We start from the raw sequence: 23,148 nt of genomic DNA, 5'->3' as shown, positions 1-23,148 counted from the left end.
ACATCAATGCCTGAATAAACAGTCACGAATGGCGGCACAAACACCACTGGCTTTATCAGGTGGAATCCCTCGGAACCAGATTCCAAGGGAGAAGAAGCTCGCTTTCGTGGCTGGTCAACGCCTTCCCTTCAATCTGATCGATTAACAATCCCGCGCTTCTACACCCCATCTCCAACATCGGCTGCTGAATAGTGGTTAGCATTGGCAATGTGATTTCAGAACAGGGCACGCCGTCAAAACCCACCAGCGCCAGTTGATCGGGAATGGCTTTACCTGCTTTAACTGCGGCGTTCAATGCGCCACAGGCCAGGATATCTGAGATCCCAAAAATCGCATCGCAAGGCTCATCGCCTGACGTCAGCGCCTCATAGGCCGATGCCCCGTCGGTGAAGCTCATTACATTGCGGGCATGAACAATTTTATGCCATGACAGCCCGGCCTCGGCGAGACTGTCGAGATAGCCCTGCTCACGCTCTTGCGCGTACTTATAGCCTTCGCGGGCGCTGATCATCGCGATACGCTTTTTGCCGGATTGAACTAAATGGTCGACGGCGGCACGGGCAGCGGAATAACTATCGATAGAAACAAAAGGCGCAGCGCCCTGCTTGTACTCACCACACTGCACCCAAGGGTGGTGGCCAATATGCTCTTTCAGCGCATCAATTTGGGTGGTGGCATCCATGGTGATCACGCCGTCCACGGTGCGCTCGTGCAGCAACTTCAGGTAGGCGGCTTCCCGCTGCGGGCTGGATTCTGAATTGCACAGAATGATGTGATATCCGCGCCGCTCGGCCTCGGACTCGATTCCGCAGACCACCAGCGCACAGAACGGATTGCCAATACTTGAAACCATTACCAACAGCATGCCGCTGTGGGAATTCCTCAACTTTTGACCGAGACGATTAGGATAAAAGCCTTCCTGCTCAACGACGCGCATGACTTTTTCACGAGTTTCTGGCTTTACCGGCCCGGTGCCATTAATCACCCGCGATACAGTCGCGGTCGAAACACCCGCAGCCTTCGCCACTTGCCGTATGTTTATCCTGCTCATGTTGCCTTCTCTTGAGATAAAGGTCTTGAAACAGTCGCAGGATAACATGTCTCCAGGTGCAAAAACGATCACGCCTCTCGCAGTTTACTCAATGAAAACTCTGGGCTTTGGCGCCCTGTGCCGGTGCTTTTGAGGGTACGCTGTACATAATCAGCAGCATGGCGAGCAGTAAGATCACCGCCGAAGAGGAGAAGATGCCGTTGGCCCCGTTGAGGTCAAACATCGCTCCACCAAAGGCCGCACCGAGGCTGATGGCCAACTGAATCGCCGCCACAATCAGACCACCGGCGCTTTCTGCTTCGTCGGGCACTGCGCGCGTTACCCAGGTTGACCAGGCAACGGGAACGCCACCAAAGGCCATGCCCCACAGCGCCACCAGCACGAAGTCCAGCACCGAAGATGAGCCGAAGAGCGCTAACAGAGCCGCAAGAACGGCCATCAGCGCGGGCATGGCAATCAGCATTAAACGCAGCCGATGCTCAAGCACTCGGCCAGCCAGCGCCGTGCCGATAAAGTTCGCTACCCCAAAGCCCAACAGAATCGCCGACAGCGTATTCACGCCCACTCCCGCCACCTGCTCCAAAGCAGCCCGCATATAGGTGAAGAAAATAAAGTGGCCGGTGAAGACCAGAATGGTCGCCACCATAGCAATGCCGACCGAGGGACGGCGCAGCACGTCGATAATCGTTTTCAACCCGGCGCTGCCTTTAGCGGGCAGTGAAGGCAGGGTCAGCAACTGGGCGACAAAAGTCACCGCGCCCAGCGCGCTGGCGGCGAAAAACACGCTGCGCCAGCCGAACAGATTGCCGAAGTAGCTACCCATCGGCGCCGCCGCGATAGTGGCAACGGACACGCCGCTAAAGATGATCGACAGCGCCCTTGGCACTTTATCTTCAGGCACCAGTCGCATTGTCGTGGCCGCGGCCATGGTCCAAAAACCGCCCAGCGCGACACCCAACAGCACTCGGCCAATCAACACGGCAGTAAAGCCATTCGCCAGCGCCACGAACAGGTTAGCGACCACTAGCAGCAATGAGAAAGCCAGCAGCACGTATTTGCGATCAATACCCTTGGTCGCGGCTGAAATCAGCAGGCTGGTGACCAACGCCACCGCCGCCGTGGTGGTCACGGCCTGCCCGGCCAACCCTTCTGACATATGCAATCCGATTGCCATCGGGGTTAATAAACTGGCAGGCAAAAACTCTGCCGTGACCAGGCTGAAAACGCCCATCGCCATAGCGAATACCGCGCCCCACGCAGGGTGGATGGCAGTCTGTGAGTCAGTTGATTTTGATGTTGAGTTCATAGGATTCATCAAATGTTGAGGATGCTCAGCAGGCGGCACGACGGCGTTTCAGTCTGCAAAACTTGACGGCGCTCACCTTTCACTGTCGTGGCATCTTAGATTAGGTGTAACGCGTTACACAATGAGGGGAGCGGCTAAAAAGACACCAAAGGCATAAAATGACTAGTCGGGAGAACACAGTTTTAGCGGGTAATGAACTTCGACCTGAGGAGAAAGGCCCTCATTGCTCGAGGGCATTATCAATAATCCAAGGCCATCATCCCGGAGCGCCAGACGCTGGTGGTGCGGATCAGGGATTTATCTCGTAGGAAATTAATCAGGGTTGAGATAAGCCGGTCGTGGCGATTTTCGGCGCGAGTTATGATGTAAGAGTGGCGGCGCAAGGGCTGAGGCAACTCCAGAATACGGATATTTTCAGGCACCGGCAGCACCGACAGCCACGGCATAACCGAAAAACCAATCCCCTGATTTACCAGCCCAACAATGCCGCTATCGCTGGCCAATTTGTGCGTGGCCTCATTGCGCAGCCCCATCTCCCGACAGCGTTCAATCACCGTGGTCAATGTATTCACGCTGGGCTGGATGAAAGGCAGAGTTTCCAGCTGCTGCCAGCTTAACGGATGTTTTAGCCGGAACGAGCGCGGGACCATCAGCACGTAAGGGTCGCTGACATAGGGCACGCTGTGCATATCGGGCAACTGACCGTTTATCGTCACACCAATATCGGCGCGGCCCGACGCCACGGCTTCGTCGATGTGGTGGTACTCGGTGGCGCTATCATCAATGTCCAGATGAATGTCCGGCCACGACTTCGCCAACGCTTCCAGACAGGGTGGCAGGATATAAGCCGTCGCGCTGCGAAAGCAGGCGACGCGCAGTCGGCCAGCGATTTGCGGCATCTCTGCGGCGACTTGCTCAATGCCCGCCAGCAGTTGCATCACTTTTTGCGCATCTTGCAGGATGCGAGTACAGGCCGGAGTCGGCACACATCCGGTGCGGGAACGGTGTAACAGTCTAGTCTTGAGGTGCTGCTCCAGCTCGGCAATGGCGTGACTGATGCGCGACTGCGTGCAGCCTAATACCGCAGCTGCGGCGCTAAAACCGTTGTTTTCCACTACAGCAATCAACATTTCCAGCTGATTGAGCTTTATCTTGGACATTGTGTCAGTCAGTTCTCAGGATCAGGTTGCAATGACAAATCGAATTTCTTCATAGAAGCATCAAACATATCACGATTTTCGGTTGCCGGTCATGGGAGGGATTTTCATGATGTAGGCAGAGCGGGAAGCCGTCACTCCCCTCTCCGAGAGACCAAACTAATAAGAAATCACCTTAAGCAATAAGTTTTTAAAGGACATCTGAGCATGCCGGGCATCATCAACTACGGGACTTACATCCTGTCATTCATTTTTATGTTAATTATCCCGGGGCCGGGCAATCTGATACTGATCACCAGCACCAGTAAAGGCGGGCCGCGCAGCGGGTTGCTCTGTCTGTTTGGCATCATCTTCGGCGATCAGGTACTGCTGTGGCTGGCGATCGCAGGCGTAGCGGCCCTGCTGGAATCCTCTCCCCATGTGTTTCAGGCTATCAAATGGCTGGGGGCGGCTTACCTCTTGTGGCTGGGTATACAACTGCTGATGAAATCGCGCGCCACCGCCCCACCACCGCCGGTAACGCGCAAGAGAACGCCTTTCCTGCAAGGCATGGTTATTACCCTCACTAACCCCAAACCTATTCTATTTTACGTGATGTTCTTGCCGCTGTTTATCGACCCGGTTCACAGCCAGGGCCTGCTAACTTTCGGCACGCTGGCGGGCACCGCCGCCATACTGACGCTAATCTACGGCACCATTATGATTGCCCTGACTTCATCACTGGCCGAAAAGGTCAAAGCCCGCCCCAGCATGATCTTCATACTGGAGAAAACCGCCGGGCTGTTCCTCGCTATCTTCGCGATAAAGCTGGCGTTTTTTAATTGAAGTTGGCTTGAGGGAAGGCGTAAAAAAGCCCGCGTTTGCGGGCTAAACAGTTTACCAAACCATCACCACCACACCTCGGCTTGCACCCCGGCCATGAACTCGTTTTTGCTGTTGTCATTGAATCTGAACTGCGACAGTTCGTTGTCCAAAATGCTGAGATAAGTGCCGTAGAAACGGATTTCTGGGCGGGAGCCGAGCAGGCTTGGGCCGACTTTCAGCGCGTGGTAGAGCGTGGTTTTATAGCCAGACTCTTTCAGGTCTTCACCCTGTTCGGTTTTGTTTTTCTGGGTAAACCAGCTTAACTCGACGCCGGTTTGGTTCCAGGTATCCCAAATCCATGCCGGGCGAACGGCAGCGCGGAAGCTGTTGAAGTCGCTGTGCGCCCCGCTCTCATAGCTATAGACATCACTGCCGTGCGACCAGACCAGCGCGTTAGCCATGATGATTCTGTCGGCGAGATACATTTCCCCCTGCGAGATCAGGCGCCATGCAATGCCGTTGGTTTGGTCGCCATAGTAGTAACGCCCCTGCGCCATGGAGTTGCTGGCCCCAGAGAAGTTGGCGAAACTGCTAGCATAGGAGTTATTGGCCACCTGTAGCGTGAACTCGTTGAATGCGTCGCGAGGCAGCTCTTGGCGCACGATGGCGGTGGTCATCCAGGTGTCTTTCAGCTTAAAGAAGTCGCCACTGTCTTCGTTGTCCTTCTGTTCGTCAGTTTTATTGGCGAAAGCATATTTCGCCATCAGTGACAGCGAGCCATCCTGCCACAGCGGAATATTGCGATAGCGTAAGTCCACTGAGTTGGTGTTCATCTGCGTGGTGCGGTTGAAATCCCGCGAATAAACATCCACGTCATTACGGCTCAGTGACGCGTCTAACTGGCCCGGCCCCAAGTCCCAGTTTTGAATCCCCACGGCGGCGGCGACGTCGGTAGTTAACGATTTCCAGTCAAGCATTTGGATTTCGTATTCCGGCAATTTATGTTTGCCTACCCAAAAATCAGCCTCTTGGGCAAATGGCAGGAATCCTCGGGTGGTCAGGAATATATCGCTGAATTGCAGGATATTTTCATTATTGGTATCGCCAAACCAGGCATCGTTATACTGCTCGCCGACGTTGCCATCATAGGTGACGATGGCGTTGGCGGTTTTTCCGTCCTGATTATAGACGCGCTGGTTGAGGGTTAAATCGAACCAGCCGCTCATTTCGTTGCCGAAACGGCCCAGCGAGCCTGCGGCATAAGTTTGTGCCGATCCGCGATTAGAGGCCGCCCAGCCGGAGCGGAAATAACCCTCGTAGCTGAATCCGATATCCTCTTTAACGAATTTACTGATGTCAGTCAGGGTGACGTTTTCAACGCTGGTTTTCCCGCCATCGTTATTCACTACCGCGACGCTCTGCGATCCTTTCACCGGCGTTCGCGCTGGCGCGGTACCAATCTCATTATTTTCATTTTTGATATTGTCCGCCACCGGTGAAAGTGCTGTTTGTGTGGTCGGAGATTCTACTGTTGGTTTATTCCCTTGAGCGCCACCTTGTAAAAGCGTCACTCTATCTTTATAAACCGCCAGCTCTGCCTGCGTTTTTTTAAGCTCTGATTTATTCTCTGATAATTGATTCTCTAGAAGTTCAAGACGCTGTTCAACGGTTAATTTAGCAGCCGTGGCATCAGTAGAGGATAAAGCAAGAAGGATTGATAAATACAATAATCTAACTTTCAATGAACTTGAATGCATTATAGTATCCCAGAAATATAGTTATTATTTTGCCTTTAGCCTTTACGACTAAAGGCGGGTGAAATTAAGCAAAGACTTCTTTTCGTAAACTAATAATCTCTTTTGCTAAATCCTGACACAGCATGGCGGTCATTAAATGGTCTTGAGCATGAACCAGAATCAGGTTGACGTTTATTTTTCCGCAACCTTCATCCTGCCCAATAAGCGCTGTTTGGATTTTGTGTGCCTCGCGACAGGCCGCTTCCGACGAGGCCATTAGCTGTTCAGCCTCGTCCCATAATTTTTGGCGTGAGGCACGTATCGCCTCCATGGCATCGGAACGCGCCTGACCGGCGTAGATAAGTAACTCCATAACGGTACTTTCATCAGCAAACATCTTGCTTCTCCTTGATCTATTATTGTGCTGCCTGCGCGGCGTTAACCTTATTTGCAGCGATGACGAACGGTAAATAAATTAACGTCGATATCGCCAGGCAGAGCATGCCGACAAATAGCGCCATCCAGTTCCCTCCTGTCCCAAAGAATGCAATTAGCGGTCCGGGCGTTGTCCAAGGGACGGCATAAGCAATTGGCGGGATAATTTCCAAGCTCACAAAGAAATAGCCAACAATGGAGTTAACAAACGGCGCCATAATAAAGGGAATAATAAGAATGGGGTTAAGCACGATGGGCAGGCCAAAAATAATCGGCTCATTGATATTAAACAACCCTGGCACAAAGGCCATTTTTGCCATATCGCGATAATCAGCGCGGCGCGAGGCAATAAAAATCGCCAGCACCAGACCCAGCGTCATGCCCGAACCACCATAGTTGGCGAAGGCATCGTTAATGCCGCCCCAGGTGATGGGATATGGTGCGCCCCAAGTGGTGCCGTTGTTGGCGGCGAAAGAGAGATTTTCCAGATTGGCTTCGGAGAAAATCGTTTCACGGACCGCCGCTACGGTGTTCGGGCCATGAATTCCCAGCACCCACAGGAAGTTAGCCACCACGCCAAGTATTAGAACCGTAACGATATTGGTGCCCATATTTTTCAGCGGGGCTTGAATGAAGTTGTAAATTAGCTCGTTCAGGCCATTGGGTGATATTTTCGTCAAGCAGTAGTTAACCACCGAGAAAAACACCATCACGAAGAAAATGGGGATAAGGACTTTAAAGGAGCGCGCCACGGCTGGCGGAACCGTGTCCGGCATGGTGATGGTAATTTTAGGGTTGCGCGCCAGACGGCAGAAAATCTCGCTGGTTAGCATCGCCACTATAATGGCAACAAATAGCCCCTGTGGACCCAGATATTGCGTGGTTAAATAGGCTTGCTCCCCTTCCATATGATAAGGGGTATAAACCACAAAGAAAGCGCCGATGGCCGTCAGACCACATAATAGGTCATCCTGCTGATAGCTAATCGCGATATTTCTTGCTACCAGAAAGGTGATCATAATGGACATGATATTCACCGAGCCATTCATCACCGGCGCAAAGATATTTTGTGCTTCGGCTAAATTCGGGAATATCGTCCCCAAATGCAGAATAGAAGCAATAAAGCCTTCCGGCGAGAGAATCGCAAAGTTAATTAACACGATAAGGGAGCTTGCCATTACGATGGGGAATGACAAAATAAACGCATCGCGAATAGCAGAGACGTGTATCTGAGAATTTAATTTAATCGCGATTGGAACAAGGATCTTCTCCATACCGCGTTCAAAGGCATTCATTAAACTCATGATGAGTCCTTTTATAGTAGAATGAATTATTAAACGTGCACTTTGATCAATTGATAAAATCAGGCATTATATTTTTAAAAGCCGCCTGACTATATTGTGTCCATAAGCAATCACCGAAATACACCTCGGTGAAATTTAATTTATTTTATAATTATCTACAGCGTAATAGTTTAGTTGTCTGACAAAAGCGCTAAAGCACTCTCTAAAACGGCTTTACCATCCATCTGCCCATAATGCTTCATATCGATAACTACAACGGGGATTTTCCCTTGAGCAGCAGTTTCTATTTCACTTTTTTGGAAGCGAACCTGCGGTCCTAATAGGACAACGTCAGCCTCATTTCTTTTTATTTTTTCCTTGGCCTCAGGAACGGAAAAAGCGTCGATCTTTACGGCAACGTTTCCCGCTGCGGCGTGTTCTCTCATTCTCTTGACCAGCATACTGGTGGACATGCCGGCAGCGCAGACCAATAAAATATTCTTCATTTGTCACCCAATTAATATATGTTGATAGTCGACCCGTCAGGTAACTTAATGAATTTCAATGAAAGAGTTTGCCATTGCGATCACAGTTAGAAAGCGCGGAGTTGTTTAAAAAAATCGATATAAATGAACGTGTGATTAATTTTTTGTCTCGGAAACTTGTAGTTTACTGTTTTATAAAGAATTAAGGAGGTTCAAAAGTGGTATACAAAGATATTGTGAACTTACTAAAAAAAAGAATTAGTAGTCCGACATACAATATTGGCGATATCTTTCCGGCGGAAATAGAGCTGGCTAAACTTTATAATGTGTCGCGAAATACCATGAGAAAGGCGCTGAAAGTTCTTGAAGATGAGGAACTTATTGAGCGTAGGCACGGCTCGGGCACCTATCTGCGCAATAAACATTTTCAAGCCTCGGTCACCCACCTGGACAGTTTTACCGAGATTGCCAAAAGCGAAGGGAAAAAACCGACTAGCCAGGTATTGCGATTTGAATTGCAGCAGGCCTCAGAGGACATTGCCAGCCGTCTGCATTTAGCTATCGGCGAACCGGTTTATTATGCCAAGCGGCTGCGTTACATCGACAATGTTCCGATGCAGCTGGAAGAGACGTGGCTTTCGGTTAATCGCTTCCCAGATTTGACGATTAACCATATGAAAAAATCCAAGTTTTTCTATATCGAGCATGAGTGTGGCGTCAAAATACACGGCTGCTATGAATCACTCCACCCCGTGCTTCCTCCCCTCGAAGTGGCCAAAATGCTCAATATCAGCGTCCGGGATCCAATTATCAGAATGGAAACCCAATCTGTTGATGCCAACCATGCGCCCATCGATTTTTCCATCCTCTATACCAATGTGTTTGAATTCCAAGTGAAGTATTTCCTTCCGCGCAAGATGGCCCGCCAGCCAGCTTAATGGCTCAATAAAAGTTATTTAATTTAATCGACCAAATCCGACGCTTGGGTTTGGTCCCCTAGCGTCATATTGATCACAGTTCCGCTCAAAAAAGTGGTTCACAAATCAGATAATAAATGCACCTCCCATCTTTAAGCCTCTGAAAGAAGACATAACTCTTTGTATAACCTAATGTTAAAGAAGTGCAAAAGAGGTGCAATTCAAGATGAGGCACAACCTTGCCTACCCTCCTTTCAATTGATTAAGCTTTTATTCGCTTTCAGAACGAATAATTAAAAATAAATAAGATTGAATTCTTTCACTGTGCAGAAATAAAAACTCAGAAGGAATTAACCACATGAAGATTGCCGCATTTGATATTGGTGGCACGGCGTTAAAAATGGGCGTCCTTACCTCTGATGGAAAAGTACAAGAAAAGGCCAACCAGCCCATTAACGACAGCGACGGAGAACAGATTTTACAGGCGATGGTGCAATGGGTCGCGGCGCATCCTGACTGTGAAGGGATCGCCATCAGCGCGCCGGGTTATGTGAATCCTCATACCGGCTTTATCGAAATGGGCGGAGCCATTCGCCGCTTTGATAATTTCGCCATGAAAGAGTGGCTCGAGCAGCAAACGCAGCTTCCCGTCGCCATCGAAAATGACGCCAACTGCGCGCTACTTGCCGAGCGTTGGCAAGGCAAGGCCACCGAGATGGCTAACTTTTTGGTGCTGACCATCGGCACGGGCATCGGCGGGGCTATTTTTTGCAATAACCAGCTGGTTCACGGCGCCCGTTTCCGCGCCGGAGAATTCGGTTACATGCTGACCGAGCGCCCCGGCCCGCGCGATGTTCGCCAGTACACCATGAATGACAATTGCACCCTGCGCACTCTGCGCCAGAACTACGCAGGGCACGTTGGTAAGCCGCTCAATGAGGTGAGCGGAGAGGAGATCTTCGACTGCTACGAGGCCGGGGACGTCGTCTGCCAGCGCTTGGTGTCCGAGTTTTTGAATGATATCGGCAGCGGCCTCTACAACCTGGTGAATTTGTTTGATCCGCAAATCATTCTGGTGGGCGGCGGCATTGTTGAGCGCCCCGGATTTCTTGCGTTACTTCGTCAACATCTGGCCTGGTTCGGGATTGATGATTATGTCGATATTGTCAGCCACGGCAATGACGCCGGACTCATCGGCGCGGTCTACCATTTCAATCAACAGTATCGGTCGCCGATAAGCGATCTCTAATTGAGAGGAAGAATATGTCCGGATTCAAAGAAGGATTTCTGTGGGGAGGCGCGGTGGCCGCGCACCAGCTGGAAGGAGGTTGGAAAGAAGGTGGCAAAGGGGTCAGCGTGGCTGACGTCATGACCGCTGGCGCGCACGGCGTCCCGCGCGTGATCACCGATGGCGTGTTGCCGGGCAAAAATTACCCTAACCACCAAGCCATCGATTTTTATCATCGCTATAAAGAAGATATCGGGCTGTTCGCCGAGCTGGGGTTTAAATGCTTCCGCACCTCCATTGCCTGGACGCGCATCTTCCCACAGGGGGATGAGTTAGAGCCAAACGAGGCGGGCCTGCAATTTTACGATAACCTGTTCGACGAGTGCCTGAAACACGGCATTGAGCCAGTGATCACCCTGTCGCACTTCGAGATGCCTTATCACTTGGTGGCCGAGTACGGCGGCTGGCGCAATCGCAAGCTGATCGACTTCTTCGTGCGCTTTTCCAAAGTAGTGTTTACGCGCTACCAGCACAAAGTGAAGTACTGGATGACCTTCAACGAGATCAATAATCAGGCCAACTATCACGAAGATTTCGCCCCCTTCACCAACTCCGGGTTGAAGTATGTCGCGGGGGAAGATCGCGAGCCGGTGATGTATCAGGCCGCCCATTACGAGCTGGTCGCCAGTGCGCTGGCAGTCAGCGCCGCCAAGGCCATTAACCCTGATTTGCAGGTTGGCTGCATGATAGCCATGTGCCCTATCTACCCGCTGACCTGTGCGCCGCGCGATATGATGATGGCGATGACCGCGATGCACCGCCGCTACTGGTTCACCGATGTTCACGTGCGCGGCGAATATCCTCAGCACCTGCTGAAATATTTCGAACGCCGGGGCTTCGAGCTAGATATCACCGAGAACGATCTGGCGGCACTCAAACAGGGCTGCGTCGACTATATCGGCTTTAGCTACTACATGTCGTTTGCTACCAAAGCCACTGACGACAACCCGCAGCTGGATTACGACGAAACCAAGAGTCTGGTCTCTAACCCTTATGTCCAGAAGTCCGACTGGGGCTGGCAGATTGACCCCGTCGGCCTGCGCTATTCGCTGAACTGGTTCTGGGATCACTATCAACTGCCGCTGTTTATCGTGGAAAACGGCTTCGGCGCGATTGACGTGCAAGAGAGCGACGGCACGGTCAATGACCAGTACCGCATCGACTATATGTCCGCTCATATTGCCGAAATGAAGAAAGCCGTGGTCGAGGACGGCGTCGAGCTGATGGGTTATACGCCGTGGGGATGTATCGATTTGGTCTCCGCCGGTACCGGCGAGATGAAAAAACGCTACGGCCTGATCTACGTCGATAAAGACAATGACGGCAACGGCACTCTGAACCGCAGCCGTAAGAAGTCCTTTAACTGGTATAAAGAGGTGATTGCCACCAACGGCGAAAAGCTCTGATTGTTGATGGTTGATGGCTGCTTGCTGAATTCAGTACAAAAAAAAAGCCCGCGATTGCGGGCTTTCGTTTTATTGGAACTCTGTCAGGCTGGCTGCGGTTGGGGGATCATTCCCACTCGATTGTTGATAATAATATTATAACCTTACTTATCATTGGCTTATAAAAAATTAGTCACCAATACCATGATTAATACCATGCCTGGAGCTAAGGACCCGTCGGCGCTTCCTATCATGAAACAAAACAAATTAGCCACGACTACAATCGGACGTTGGAAGCATGACTGGGTCTGGGACATTTCAGGCGTGCCCTCGCGATTTGTCGAACGATACATCAGACCAGTAGCGGATATTCGACATCTCACCGAACGAGGACACAGAAAGATCTTCTAAGCACCACACGTCGATAGCCCTTCTGGCAGGACGGTAGGCCTGTAACAGATTAGGGCGCGGCAAGATTGATCACGTCCTGAGTGGGGAAGAGACCCGACGCGACGATGGCAGCATGAGCCTGCGCAGGATCATCCGCAAAAAACACGACTCCCAGATCCTCGCCAGCTCTGGAACAGCAGACATACAGAAGTCGACGGGTGCGCATAATCGTCGTTTCGTTGCCATCCCGGATATTCTGCTCGTCCGCGTCGGAGAGAGGCGTTATTCCGAAATACTTTCCGTAATGGAACTGGTTATGGCGACCTTCTTCGTCATCGAGGATTGCGAGGACCCGGTTGAACTCCGCCCCCTTTACCCCCTGATGCGTTTCAAACGGCGACTGTTCCTCAATGTAGCGACGATAGCCCCATAGTTGCCGGATCGGCGTGTGAAGGAGCTTCACCAAAGCGGCATGGTTGCCGCTCTCAGCCGATGGAACCGCAGCATCGTATTCGGCCATTGCCGCTAGGATGCGTTCATCCAGCTTAAACATGCCTCCATCTCGCAGGTGTTCGAACGCAGCGAATGCAGGAGTTGCTGAAGACTCTCCGCAGATTTGCGCGAGCGCCTTCACTCGAGTGTCCATATCCTTCAAAATGCCGGGCACGGCGTTCGCCTGCATGTACTCGCGCTGCAAAAAAGGCGCATGGCGACGCAGAAGGCTCATAACCTCGAATTGATCGTCATCGACATTGGCCAGCATCAAGGGGGCCAGCAGCTTCAACAAAGGGGCGACAGACCAATGTGTGCCGTCATCGAACCCGTCTTTGAAACCGTCAGACGTTTTGTCGTGGAAGGCTTCGTAAAGAGAGCCGAAGCCAAGGCGGTTGGCTGCCATTCGATGGGCAATCACCAAGACCTTTACGTCAGCGTCAGCTTCATCGCTAAGCCAAAGGGGGTCGTTATTGTGATGGGCTAACCACTGTCGCGCCTCGGTAAGACTCTGGGTACGGTCGGCCTTGGACACCACGAGCAGCTTCGCGGAACCTTGGACCGGAACGCGTGCACCTCCGACCTCTTTCGTTTTGCCTCCGGTCTGAGCAAGACCGTCAGCGCCCGCGCGGATTTGATTGATCACATAGAGGACTGCAACGGGGCAGCGAAAATTTTCAGGCTTCTCAATAAGTTTCCAACCGTCTAGAGGGGCTATGACGCCGGCCCCGGACATGTAAATTTTTTGCATCGGATCACCAATGAACCCGAGGCAAAACTTATTACCGAGCAAAGCTGAGATCGCCTTTAATGCCGCAACAACATCCGGATCGGTGTCCTGACTCTCATCGACAAAGATGAAGGGATACTTCTGCCCAACGACCTTGGCGATAACCGGCAGATCCCGGATCAGCTCGGTCGAAAGCTTGATAACGTCACCATGCCCCAGAATGCCATTCGGGTAGTCGCTCCCGACACCGTAGGTGAAGCGCTTCACATCACCGATCGTGAGCTTTTGGGCTCGATACCGCTCTAGGTCGGCGGGTTTACGTTCTCGCGTCGATGCCCGCGTCTTGTTCGTGAAGCCTTCAATCTCAGTTTCAGTGTCGGTGATTTTCTTGTCGAGCCGACGTCCGACCCAGTCTGCGATGTCGCTCTGAAACGGCTTCACGGCCGCCCAGAGGAAGCTGTGGATTGTGGACACATGGAACAACTGGTTGTTGCCGACATCACCCCAAATCTCGCCGACCGCGACTTCTGTGTAAGTAATGCAGGCAATCTTTTTGGACTGAGCTCGTAGAGCGGGGCCTCGTGTTTTGAGAAGATGATCGAGCGCTTTGACGATCGAGGTCGTTTTGCCCGACCCTGCACCTGAAACCATCACGAACCCGGTAGAAGCATCATCGTCTAGCAAGGTTCTCAGTTCGATATCAGCCGGCGTATCCGGCTTTCCCGCACGGCTGGTCATTGATCCACCTGAAGATCTTGAGGTTGAATAGGAGCGTCATCGACACCGACGACTTCAGCCGTACCATCCGACACCTCTTCTACGATTGTGACGTGCTGCGTCAGCCAGTCTAAGCCCTGCTGGATGTAAGTAGGGACGACCCACGTCGCGTCGCTGCTAGCCAACAGGCCCAAGGCGAAGTTGGTTTTCTTGAAATGCTGGCCTTTAACGCGAGTATGGATTTTCGAAGCAAGGTCGGCCAGCGGCATCGTTCCCGCCTTGCTCCATCTCAGCTTCAGATCGTGGTGCTCCTTCTTCTGGCACCACTCAAGGTTTTCATAGGCGAAGGCCTCTTCGAGGGTTCGGCTCTTCAGCTCAGCAGTCTCCTCTCCCCACTTCACGGTTACAGGGCACTGATACGTTACCATCACATGCGCTCCCGAGCCATTTTGCGGCACTTGCAGCTTACTTGCAGGCGTTGCGGTCAGAAGGTCTTCAATCAGTATCTTGCCGGGAAGCCACTGGCGAAGGGTCTGGTTTGCCGTAACAGCTCCAGCCGTTCCTGCAGGACATTTTGAGCTTGGCTTCGGCTCACCCCCTTCAGCCTCATCGTCGAGATCATCGTCCTCGTCATCGCCTGCGTCGTTATCGTCTTGGGCAGCGGCGTCAGCAGCCTTCTTAGGCTTGGGCGGGTACACGCTGTCGAGGTCCGTCACGATAAGAGTCGGCAAGCCAAGAAACTCAATCAGCTTCTGGAAACGAAAGGCGAAAGCACCACCAACCTCAAGAATGCTGAGATAAGCCGCGTTCAGCTTCGGAGCGCCGTGACCAATCATCAACGGAAGTACGAGGCGCTCGACGTTACCCTCTACAAGGATTGCGCCGTCAGCGAAGAAAAGGTCGCAATGCATCAGCTTCATATATCGCTGAAGGAAATCCCGGTCGTCCTTGTTATTCTCGTAGAAGGCTGAGAGGTTGAAAACAGAAGAGCATTGCTTGGAACCGATTTCGGCCGAACGGCGGAAATAGCGGATCGGTTTGAAGCCCCGCTCGTACAGGATGTGCGGAGAATGCGTCGTGATCACGAACTGTGTGCCGTAACCATCCGCCCCTTTGGGCGGGATGAGTTCAGTGAGCTTGCGAACGAATGCCTGCTGGAGCTGCGCGTGCATGTGCGCCTCCGGCTCCTCAATAAACATCAGGTGGATTGGCTGGCGTTTTCCTTCCTCGCCTTCCTCTGTGACCGACCACGCAGCGTGGAGGTCGAGGAGTTCGACGCCCATGTAGATGAGGTTTTTAAAACCCAACCCGTTATAGCTATCGGGGAGAGACAGGGCTTCTACGCCACCGGTCGCTTCTTCGAGTAGGTAGTGAACTTTGGCCTGTTGATCGCCCATCAGTCGCTCCAGCCGTAGGGCTGCGCGGATCTCCAGTGCTGGGTTGGAAAGGCCGGGATACCCGAGCTTGCGCAGCGATTTGAACGTGTCCTTGAACACGTCCGAAAAATGCTTCGTCAGTTGTTCTTCAGAGAGCGCCAACGCGCGCAGGGCGTTGTGGTCGTCTTCGCGCTTGCTCTGGCTGCGAGTGTAGAAACGGCTGAGCCGCTTGGACAAGTCCTCGGTTCGAGCTTGTGAGTTACCGTCGCTCAGGTGTCGTTGAGCACTCAGGAAGTCCACCTTAATCAGCGAATTGATGATTGAATGTCCCGTTCGCTCGGTGTCTCCCAGGATCTCTTTCGGCGTATACGTCTCGCCAGCGTTAGCGGGGGATAGCGACGCTTCGTCGAGAATGAAATAGCGCAGACCGTATTCATTCTTCAGCTCACGCGCGAGGTAGTCGCGCATGTTGCGAGGCCAAGGTTTGTAATCTGAGCCATGCTCAGCCTTATTCTGGGTGAACTTCGCAGCCTCGGTCGCCATCTTCCGGTAGCTGGCCAGCGTTTGAGCCGCGTCTTTCACGGCAAACTCAATCCGGACACCGACGAGTGCACCTTCCCATGCGGCTCTAGGCAGGAGATCCACGACCCGGTAGAGATTATCCGGATCAACGCTTATCCATACATCAAGAGTTATTGCCGGGAATTCGTGGGCTTGCTCAACCGCATCTTCCGCCGGGAAATTTTCAAAGGCCGGCCAGCAATCTGCGCTGAAATCATTGACAGTGAACTTGTCTTTAGAGCCAGACAAGAACAGGTCTACTGCGTGAGTTGCTGATGTCTTTCCGCTATTGTTAGCTCCAACAAATATGGTCAGGTCGTTCGCAAACTCGATACGCGCATCTTTCAACCTACGAAAATTCTTAAACGCCAGAGAGTGAAGATGCATATTGTTTGCCCTGCAAGATTATGCAACACCTTGTTATTATGGAATATTTATTATCTATTACTAACTATCGCTTAAGCTGTACCATAGCATATGGCCAACGATAAAGGGAGTGGATTCGAGGGCAAGACTGGCATTATCTCCACATCAAAAGACGGGGCGAAACGTGAGACTGGTGGTTGTGAATGAAAAGCGCGTAGAGGCTCAACCAAAGCTCAAGGGAACCTACCCGAGCTGTGGCGGCGGCATGCTCGCCAAGTGCAGGACGGTCAAAGTCTGGCACTGATCACTTAAGATACATGTCGGTGGACATTAAAGTTTGAAAAAAGACAATAAAGCTCATAACTTTTCATTAAAGGCACTGTTAGATTTTAAAAGGATAGTCCAAGTGATGGATTTAAAAATAATGAAACCAACAGAAGCATATACCATGCTTATGGAGAACGTGGCTTCAGTGTTAGATTGCCGAGAACAGGGCATACAATCAGGTATTTTGTTAGAGGACATGGAAGACCTAGAGGCAATCAATTGGTTGAATTCTTTAACATTATGGAATGGTGGATACGATAGAATTTACTCACCAGGCATCTATAACGGTTTTCTTGTTGAATACTGTAAGCCAGAATATGCCATCGGCCTCCAACACTTTTACCCTCAACTCGCAGCCCGAGAAGGGATTGAATTACCTAATGAAATATGGAGCTCATCAATTTCTATTTTAATAGATATTTATGATTATGCTTTAAGAACTCGCGAATTGGATGGTAAACAGCATTGGGGAGAAGTCTTCAGAGATGACTATTTGCAGCAATGGGATAATGCATTCTTGAATAAGAGAAGACCAGTTCTTGCAAAACCAAACTTTTTAAAAAAATTGTTGGGGCTAAGCTAATTGTCCAAAAGTTAGTTTCGAACTTTGTTGTCACAAATTTTTTGGATATACACATCGTCTGATGTCTAAGTTTCGATCTTTTTTGTCATAATTGGGTCTTGTGTTCACGATAGAAAAACACTTAGGAAGCACAAAAGTTCCAAACTTTAATGTCCTTAGACAGTCCCCCCCCTATGCGGCCCTTGGTGGAAAAGTGAAACCAAGTGGTCGAATTTCATGACACTTGAGGGGCTGACTTTCTCCCGTTGATTACTTACGCCGTTGCTCTGGGCGATCTTGCAGCACCTGCAGATTGCGCCAGAAATCCTCATCAGTCTCAAATATGTCAGCAAGAACGCTAGCCTCATCATCCGTAAGACGACGCAAACCGCAGATAATATCGTCAATATACTGCTTGCAGATACCCATAGCTTCCGCCAGTTCATCATGAGACATGTTCAGCGGTTTTAAGAATTCTTCTACCAGCATTTCCCCCCACTGTCGCAGGGCCGGCGGTATCTGTTTTTGTGTAGTAAGCAAGAATCTCTGAACGTCCTTGCTCATACGTCAGCTCACCTGGAATAATACGTACTTTAATTGACTCATAGAGTGGCGTACCACTGGGGTCCATTCCTTCAAGTCTCAGGGAAGTCTCTGCTTTGCGGAAGCCCTCAATGCGTAACCGTGAATCGGAAGTCCTGACAAAATTTTTCCTTTGAGTTGCAGGCAATAGACGGCGGGTACATTAGCTAACTTTACATATCTCGGTTGCCAACTCCCCTCTAAAACTCTGTTGAGCATTAAAGTAATTGCAATTTTGCATCGTTGCATGATGCTCAGGGACATCAATATTTCTCAGAGTTCTTTGTTAAATAGCATGCCTCCAGCAATACCTGTCTGAAGTCATCAAAAAACCTGAATCCCCGATTCATCATGGTACGTATTCCAGGAAGGAAATAAAAAAGCCCACTTTTACATGGGCTTAACTCTTTACTTTGCCAGTCAATGCCAGCGAATACTTACTGCGAAATTATTCCCACTCAATCGTAGCTGGCGGTTTACCGGAGATGTCGTAAACCACGCGGGAGATGCCGTCGACTTCGTTGATGATGCGGTTGGAGCAGCGGCCGAGGAAATCATACGGCAGGTGCGCCCAGTGAGCAGTCATGAAGTCGATGGTTTCTACTGCGCGCAGAGAAACCACCCAGTCATATTTACGGCCATCGCCCATCACGCCGACGGAGCGAACCGGCAGGAAGACGGTGAAGGCCTGGCTGACTTTGTTGTACAGGTCGGCTTTATGCAGCTCTTCGATGAAGATAGCATCGGCGCGACGCAGCAGGTCGCAGTACTCTTTCTTCACTTCGCCCAATACGCGAACGCCTAAACCTGGACCCGGGAACGGGTGACGGAAAAGCATGTCGTACGGCAGGCCGAGTTCCAGACCGATTTTGCGCACTTCGTCTTTGAACAGCTCTTTCAGCGGCTCAACCAGACCCAGTTTCATCTCTTTCGGCAGGCCACCCACGTTGTGGTGTGACTTGATGACGTGCGCTTTGCCGGTGGCAGAAGCCGCAGACTCAATCACGTCAGGGTAGATGGTGCCCTGTGCCAGCCATTTCACTTCTTCTTGTTTGCAGGCTTCTTCGTCGAACACTTCAACGAACACGCGACCAATGATTTTACGCTTAGCCTCTGGCTCATCAACGCCGGCCAGAGCAGACAGGAAGCGATCTTCCGCAGCCACGTGAACGATGTTCAGACCGAAACGGTCGCCGAACATTTCCAGCACCTGATCGGCTTCGTTCAGACGCAGCAGGCCGTTGTCGACAAACACACAGGTCAGACGGTCGCCGATGGCGCGATGCAGCAGCATAGCAGTAACAGAAGAGTCCACGCCGCCGGACAGGCCGAGGATCACATGGTCGTTGCCGACTTGTTCGCGCAGGCGTTCAACGGCGTCTTCGATGATTTTAGCCGGGGTCCACAGGGCTTCGCACTGGCAAATGTCCATCACGAAACGCTCCAGAATGCGCAGGCCCTGACGGGTGTGCGTTACTTCTGGGTGGAACTGTACGCCGTAGAAGCGTTTTTCCTCGTTAGCCATAATGGCAAACGGGCAGGTATCGGTGCTGGCAACGGTCACGAAGTCAGATGGGATGGCGGTGACTTTGTCGCCGTGGCTCATCCATACGTCGAGCAGCGGCTTGGCGCTGTCGCTCAGGGCGTCCTGAATGTCGCGGATCAGCGCGCTTTCGGTCTGAACTTCAACCTGCGCATAGCCGAACTCACGCTCGTTGGAACCTTCAACATGGCCGCCAAGTTGCATTGCCATGGTCTGCATGCCGTAGCATACGCCGAGAACCGGTACGCCAGCTTCGAACACGTAGTCCGGTGCGCGCGGGCTGTCGGTGGCGGTGGTACTTTCCGGGCCACCGGACAGGATAATACCGTTCGGGTTGAATTCGCGGATTTGGGCTTCGGTTACGTCCCAAGCCCAGAGTTCGCAATACACGCCCAGTTCACGCACGCGGCGTGCAACAAGTTGGGTGTACTGGGAGCCGAAATCGAGGATCAGGATACGGTGCTTGTGAATATTTTCGCTCATGAGGGGGCGTTTTCCAGAAAGCAATAAAAAGCGTTAAAACAACGAGTTAAACTTTCAACAACAATAAAAGCTTACTTCAATAAAGCAGACAGCGAGCACGTAGCTCGCTGTCTTAAGGGTTAAGAACCCATTCTATAATTAGGGGACTCTTTTGTGATAGTCACATCGTGAACATGACTCTCCTGAATCCCCGCACCGCTGATGCGAACAAATTCAGCCTTGGTACGCAGGTCGTGGATAGTAGCACAACCGGTCAGGCCCATACATGAGCGCAAACCACCCATTTGCTGGTGAACGATCTCTTTCAGACGGCCTTTATACGCCACGCGACCTTCGATACCTTCCGGCACCAGTTTGTCAGCGGCGTTGTCAGTCTGGAAGTAACGGTCAGAAGAGCCTTTGGACATCGCGCCCAGAGAACCCATACCGCGGTAAGATTTGAATGAGCGGCCTTGGTACAGTTCGATTTCGCCCGGAGACTCTTCAGTACCTGCCAGCATGCCGCCAACCATCACGCAGCTTGCGCCAGCGGCGATAGCTTTAGCGATGTCACCTGAGAAACGGATCCCGCCGTCAGCGATAACCGGAATACCGGTGCCTTCCAGCGCAGCCACCGCGTCAGACACGGCGGTGATTTGTGGAACACCTACGCCGGTCACGATACGCGTCGTACAGATTGAGCCAGGGCCGATACCCACTTTCACCGCGCTCACGCCAGCTTCCACCAGCGCCAGTGCGCCAGCGCCGGTCGCCACGTTGCCACCGATGATTTCTAAGTCTGGATATTTAGCGCGAGTGGCGCGAATACGGGACAGAACGCCTTCGGAGTGGCCGTGTGAGGAGTCGATCAGCAGGACGTCAACGCCCGCCGCAACCAGTGCGTCTATACGCTCTTCGTTGCCTTCGCCAGCGCCAACTGCCGCGCCAACGCGCAGACTGCCTTGCTCATCTTTACAGGCGTTAGGTTTACGTTCCGCTTTTTGGAAGTCTTTAACAGTGATCATACCCAGCAGGTGAAATTGCGCGTCAACAACCAGCGCTTTCTCAACGCGTTTTTCGTGCATTTTCTGCAACACAACTTCGCGTGCTTCGCCCTCTTTGACCGTCACCAGACGCTCTTTCGGGGTCATCACTGCGGTGACAGGCTGTTCCAGGTCGGTCACAAAGCGCACGTCACGGCCGGTAATAATACCTACCAGTTCGTTGCCTTCGGTCACGACAGGATAACCGGCAAAGCCGTTAATTTCGGTGAGTTCTTTAACTTGACGCAGGGTGGTAGAAGGGGTGACCGTTTTCGGGTCGGCGACCACGCCGCTTTCATGCTTCTTAACGCGGCGAACTTCTTCGGCCTGACGTTCAATGGACATGTTCTTGTGAATGAATCCCAGACCGCCCTCTTGCGCCAGAGCAATCGCCAGATTCGCTTCAGTCACGGTATCCATTGCTGCAGACAGCATTGGAATATTGAGACGGATTTTAGCGGTCAGTTGAGTGCTTAGGTCGGCAGTATTAGGCAGAACTGTGGAGTGAGCTGGTACAAGGAGGACGTCGTCGAACGTTAGAGCTTCTTTTGCGATACGTAGCATGGGCAATATCTCACCAAGGTGGATGCGGAAAGGATAAAATATTGCAGCGGGATTATACAGGTGAGGGCCCATTGCGACTAGTACTATTTACGAAACTTCTTGATTACCTTGTTTGGGCATGTAGTATCGACCGATTAAGTCTCTGTTTTTGAATTTGATCTGGATCACATGCCACTACCTTCTTCCCCGCCAATTTTTACCGTAAGCCGCCTGAATCAGACGGTTCGACAGCTGCTGGAGAACGAAATGGGCCAGGTCTGGCTTTCAGGCGAGATCTCCAACTTCTCCCAACCTTCGTCCGGTCACTGGTATTTCACCCTGAAAGACGACCGGGCGCAGGTTCGCTGTGCCATGTTCCGCAACACCAATCGCCGCACCACCTTTCGCCCGCAAAACGGCCAGCAGGTGTTGGTTCGCGCCACTATAACGTTGTATGAACCGCGCGGCGACTATCAGCTGATTGCCGAAAGCATGCAAGAAGCCGGTGACGGGCTGTTGCAGCAGAAATTTGACCTGCTCAAGCAGCAGCTGGCTACCGAAGGGCTGTTCGACGCCCAATTCAAGCAGCCCCTGCCCTCGCCTGCCAAGTGTGTCGGGGTGATCACCTCGTCGAGCGGCGCGGCGCTACATGACGTGTTGAACGTGCTGAAACGCCGTGACCCGTCGCTGCCGGTCATCATCTACCCGACTGCCGTGCAGGGTGTCGACGCGCCGATGCAAATCGTCCGTGCCATTGAGCTGGCAAACTCGCGTCAGGAAGTGGATGTGTTGATTGTCGGGCGCGGCGGTGGCTCTTTGGAAGATTTGTGGAGCTTTAACGATGAGCGCGTGGCGCGGGCCATTTTCAAAAGCGCCATTCCGATTGTCAGCGCCGTCGGCCATGAAACCGACGTCACCATCGCCGACTTTGTGGCCGACCTGCGCGCGCCGACGCCGTCTGCCGCCGCCGAGTTAATTAGCCGCAATCAGCTGGAACTGCTGCGCCAGATTCAATCTCAGCAGCAGCGTTTGGAAATGGCGATGGACTATTACCTCGCCCAGCTGGCTCAGCGTTTTACCCGCCTGAACCATCGTTTGCAGCAACAGCACCCGCACCTGCGCCTGGCTCGCCAGCAAACCGCGCTGTTCAAACTGCGCCGTCGGCTTGATGAGGCAATGCAAAACCAGCTGCGCCAGATGCTTCGTCGCATCGATCGCCTGCAGCAGCGCCTCAACCAGCAGCAACCGCAGTCGCGCATTCATCGCGCCCAGCAGCGAGTCCAGCAATTGCAATATCGCCTGCAACAGGCGCTGGCCCTGCAACTGTCCAACAGCCGCCAGCGTTTTGGCACCGCCTGTACCCAGCTGGAAGCCGTCAGTCCTTTGGCCACGCTGGCGCGCGGTTATAGCGTGACCACCACGCCGAAGGGTGAATTGCTGAAGAAAACCACGCAGACCGCGCCGGGCGACACGCTGAAAACCCGTCTGGCGGATGGTTGGATTGAGAGTGAAGTGAAAGTCGTGACGCTTGCGAAGAAAACGCGCAGGCCCGCTGCGAAGCAATAACGGTCGCTGTATACCCCTTCCCAGCCTCCCCCTTTTTTCGG

At 52.2% G+C, this 23,148-nt stretch carries 18 protein-coding genes; 6 read left to right on the top strand and 12 right to left on the bottom strand.

The window, feature by feature from the left end; all coding sequences use genetic code 11:
* Positions 1 to 55 precede the first annotated feature (55 nt).
* The 3 genes from ACT3RR_RS00725 to ACT3RR_RS00715 form a co-directional block, all read right to left on the bottom strand.
* Positions 56 to 1,051 carry a LacI family DNA-binding transcriptional regulator gene (locus ACT3RR_RS00725; RefSeq protein WP_485901687.1) on the bottom strand — a complete coding sequence of 332 codons (996 nt, stop codon included), beginning with the start codon at positions 1,049 to 1,051 and terminating at the stop codon, positions 56 to 58.
* An 88-nt stretch (positions 1,052 to 1,139) separates the two neighbouring features.
* Positions 1,140 to 2,357: an MFS transporter gene (locus ACT3RR_RS00720; RefSeq protein WP_496199556.1), complete on the bottom strand. Its 1,218-nt coding sequence runs from the start codon at positions 2,355 to 2,357 to the stop codon at positions 1,140 to 1,142.
* A gap of 239 nt (positions 2,358 to 2,596) precedes the next feature.
* A complete protein-coding gene (locus ACT3RR_RS00715; protein WP_496199555.1) occupies positions 2,597 to 3,517 on the bottom strand; it encodes a LysR family transcriptional regulator in 921 nt (306 codons plus the stop codon).
* A gap of 204 nt (positions 3,518 to 3,721) precedes the next feature.
* On the opposite strand from ACT3RR_RS00715, the gene ACT3RR_RS00710 reads away from it, so the two are divergent.
* Positions 3,722 to 4,339, top strand: a complete 618-nt coding sequence (locus tag ACT3RR_RS00710; RefSeq protein ID WP_496199554.1) for a LysE family translocator — start codon at positions 3,722 to 3,724, stop codon at positions 4,337 to 4,339.
* Between the two features lie 62 nt (positions 4,340 to 4,401).
* On the opposite strand, the gene ACT3RR_RS00705 is transcribed toward ACT3RR_RS00710, so the two are convergent.
* The 4 genes from ACT3RR_RS00705 to ACT3RR_RS00690 form a co-directional block, all read right to left on the bottom strand.
* Positions 4,402 to 6,075 (bottom strand): carbohydrate porin, encoded by a 1,674-nt coding sequence (locus ACT3RR_RS00705; protein WP_485901694.1) that lies wholly within the window; start codon positions 6,073 to 6,075, stop codon positions 4,402 to 4,404.
* A 64-nt stretch (positions 6,076 to 6,139) separates the two neighbouring features.
* On the bottom strand, positions 6,140 to 6,451 hold the full coding sequence (locus ACT3RR_RS00700) for a PTS lactose/cellobiose transporter subunit IIA (RefSeq protein ID WP_353501252.1): 312 nt from the start codon (positions 6,449 to 6,451) through the stop codon (positions 6,140 to 6,142).
* 19 nt (positions 6,452 to 6,470) lie between these two features.
* Positions 6,471 to 7,793 (bottom strand): PTS sugar transporter subunit IIC, encoded by a 1,323-nt coding sequence (locus tag ACT3RR_RS00695; protein WP_353501251.1) that lies wholly within the window; start codon positions 7,791 to 7,793, stop codon positions 6,471 to 6,473.
* Between the two features lie 170 nt (positions 7,794 to 7,963).
* On the bottom strand, positions 7,964 to 8,278 hold the full coding sequence (locus tag ACT3RR_RS00690; protein ID WP_496199553.1) for a PTS sugar transporter subunit IIB: 315 nt from the start codon (positions 8,276 to 8,278) through the stop codon (positions 7,964 to 7,966).
* 197 nt (positions 8,279 to 8,475) lie between these two features.
* Between ACT3RR_RS00690 and ACT3RR_RS00685 the strand changes: the two genes are divergently transcribed.
* The 3 genes from ACT3RR_RS00685 to ACT3RR_RS00675 all read left to right on the top strand — a co-directional run bounded on the left by ACT3RR_RS00685 (position 8,476) and on the right by ACT3RR_RS00675 (position 11,868).
* A complete protein-coding gene (locus ACT3RR_RS00685) occupies positions 8,476 to 9,195 on the top strand; it encodes a GntR family transcriptional regulator (RefSeq protein WP_034788239.1) in 720 nt (239 codons plus the stop codon).
* Between the two features lie 337 nt (positions 9,196 to 9,532).
* Entirely contained in the window at positions 9,533 to 10,423 is an 891-nt protein-coding gene (gene bglK, locus ACT3RR_RS00680) for a beta-glucoside kinase BglK (protein ID WP_353501249.1), read from the top strand.
* Positions 10,424 to 10,437: 14 nt separating this feature from the next.
* A complete protein-coding gene (locus tag ACT3RR_RS00675) occupies positions 10,438 to 11,868 on the top strand; it encodes a 6-phospho-beta-glucosidase (RefSeq protein WP_496199552.1) in 1,431 nt (476 codons plus the stop codon).
* A gap of 439 nt (positions 11,869 to 12,307) precedes the next feature.
* On the opposite strand, the gene ACT3RR_RS00670 is transcribed toward ACT3RR_RS00675, so the two are convergent.
* Positions 12,308 to 14,197, bottom strand: coding sequence for a UvrD-helicase domain-containing protein (locus tag ACT3RR_RS00670; protein WP_496199551.1), 1,890 nt, complete (start codon positions 14,195 to 14,197; stop codon positions 12,308 to 12,310).
* Positions 14,194 to 16,500, bottom strand: coding sequence for an ATP-dependent nuclease (locus ACT3RR_RS00665; RefSeq protein ID WP_496199550.1), 2,307 nt, complete (start codon positions 16,498 to 16,500; stop codon positions 14,194 to 14,196). The genes ACT3RR_RS00670 and ACT3RR_RS00665 overlap by 4 nt, the downstream gene beginning before the upstream one ends.
* Before the next feature lie 316 nt (positions 16,501 to 16,816).
* On the opposite strand from ACT3RR_RS00665, the gene ACT3RR_RS00660 reads away from it, so the two are divergent.
* Positions 16,817 to 17,389, top strand: a complete 573-nt coding sequence (locus tag ACT3RR_RS00660; protein WP_496199549.1) for a hypothetical protein — start codon at positions 16,817 to 16,819, stop codon at positions 17,387 to 17,389.
* A 249-nt stretch (positions 17,390 to 17,638) separates the two neighbouring features.
* Here the strand turns inward: ACT3RR_RS00660 and ACT3RR_RS00655 are convergent, their stop codons facing one another.
* From ACT3RR_RS00655 to guaB, 3 genes are all read right to left on the bottom strand, one after another.
* Positions 17,639 to 17,932: a HigA family addiction module antitoxin gene (locus ACT3RR_RS00655; RefSeq protein WP_496199548.1), complete on the bottom strand. Its 294-nt coding sequence runs from the start codon at positions 17,930 to 17,932 to the stop codon at positions 17,639 to 17,641.
* 466 nt (positions 17,933 to 18,398) lie between these two features.
* A complete protein-coding gene (gene guaA / locus ACT3RR_RS00650) occupies positions 18,399 to 19,976 on the bottom strand; it encodes a glutamine-hydrolyzing GMP synthase (protein ID WP_353501247.1) in 1,578 nt (525 codons plus the stop codon).
* Between the two features lie 119 nt (positions 19,977 to 20,095).
* Entirely contained in the window at positions 20,096 to 21,562 is a 1,467-nt protein-coding gene (guaB, locus tag ACT3RR_RS00645) for an IMP dehydrogenase (protein ID WP_441655842.1), read from the bottom strand.
* A 168-nt stretch (positions 21,563 to 21,730) separates the two neighbouring features.
* Here guaB and xseA point away from each other — a divergent pair, with 168 nt between their 5' ends.
* Positions 21,731 to 23,107, top strand: a complete 1,377-nt coding sequence (gene xseA, locus ACT3RR_RS00640) for an exodeoxyribonuclease VII large subunit (RefSeq protein WP_496199547.1) — start codon at positions 21,731 to 21,733, stop codon at positions 23,105 to 23,107.
* The last annotated feature ends 41 nt before the right edge of the window (positions 23,108 to 23,148 follow it).

The organism is Ewingella sp. AOP8-B2-18 (assembly GCF_052376015.1).
GTDB lineage: Bacteria > Pseudomonadota > Gammaproteobacteria > Enterobacterales > Enterobacteriaceae > Ewingella > Ewingella allii.
This window is presented reverse-complemented; position numbering and strand designations above follow the sequence as displayed.